At 41.7% G+C, this 1,328-nt stretch carries 1 protein-coding gene; it reads right to left on the bottom strand.

What is annotated here, in order from left to right; translation table 11 throughout:
- Positions 1 to 38: 38 nt before the first annotated feature.
- Positions 39 to 1,250, bottom strand: a complete 1,212-nt coding sequence (locus B8983_RS13805) for an IS256 family transposase (RefSeq protein ID WP_084286142.1) — start codon at positions 1,248 to 1,250, stop codon at positions 39 to 41.
- Between the last annotated feature and the right edge of the window lie 78 nt (positions 1,251 to 1,328).

The raw sequence follows: 1,328 nt of genomic DNA, 5'->3' as shown, positions 1-1,328 counted from the left end.
GAGGGTGTAAATTAATCTGTGTAAGTTGATTCCAGTTTTTAGTGAAGGTTTAATCTTTCACCAAATTCAATCTCAAATCGATTCATCGCAGATCTCCAATTTTGAATCGGCATCGTCCATTTTTTAGACGCTTGCATGATTGCTAAATACACTACCTTCATGGCTGAGTTCTGATTCGGAAATAATTTTCGACGCTTTGTTGCCGATCGAATCACGCTGTTTAGAGACTCAATCGCATTGGTAGTATAAATTGCTTTTCGTATCTCAGGTGGGTAGTCAAAGATGGTTCTTAAGTTGACCCAGTTGTTGGTCCATGATTTTGCTATTTGAGGGTATTGACCATTCCAAGTGATGCCAAAGTTTTCTAGCGCCTTGAGCGCCTGTGCTTCAGTGGTAGCCTGGTAAACTTCTTTTAAATCAGTTGTGACTTTCTTGTAGTCTTTCCAAGAAACATACTTCAAGCTTCCCCTGAGCATATGTACGATACACAGTTGAATACGGGTCTCAGGATACTCAGCAGCAATGGCTTCAGGAAAACCTTTGAGGCCATCCACACAGGCGATCAAGATATCTTGAACACCACGGCTCTTGAGTTCTGTGAGCACGGATAGCCAAAACTTAGCACCTTCGTTTTCTGACACCCAGATACCCAGTAAGTCCTTATGGCCATCCATGTTGACGCCTAAGGCTAAATAAATAGCCTTATTAATCACCGTTTGATTCTCACGAATCTTAATCACAATACAATCAAGATAAACAATGGGGTAAATCGCATCTAGCGGTCTGGCTTGCCAGCTAGTAATTTGCTCTAATACCCGCTCAGTAACTTTCGAGATCAAGGTTGCTGAAACATCTGCGTCGTACATTTCTTTGAAGGCTTCCACAATTTCTCTAGTCGACAGACCCTTGGCATACAGAGTCAGAATTTGATCATCCATTTGCGTGAGACGACTTTGGTGTTTAGGGAGTAGTTGAGGCTCAAAGCTACCATCACGGTCTCTTGGAGCGATTATTTCAATGTCGCCATGGCTTCCCTTCAATCTCTTTTTGGTACTACCATTCCGCGCATTCGTTCCACCTTCAGGGCTACTTTGATGCTTCTCATAGCCCAAGTGATCAGTTAGTTCAGCATTTAAAGCCGTCTCAACTGCCATCTTGGTGAGCATTTTTGTGAAATCATTCAGGTCATGCTGAGTTTTGATTCCTTTGGCAAATTCATTCGCTAGTTCTTGTAATTTCGCTTTGTCCATCTTGCAAGTTTCCATTTTGTTGCCATTGTTGGCAGATTAATACAAAATATCAACTTACACAAAATTATTTACAGCCTC

Origin of the sequence: Polynucleobacter kasalickyi (assembly GCF_900176405.1) — a bacterium.
Classification (GTDB): Bacteria; Pseudomonadota; Gammaproteobacteria; order Burkholderiales; family Burkholderiaceae; genus Polynucleobacter; species Polynucleobacter kasalickyi.
This window is presented reverse-complemented; position numbering and strand designations above follow the sequence as displayed.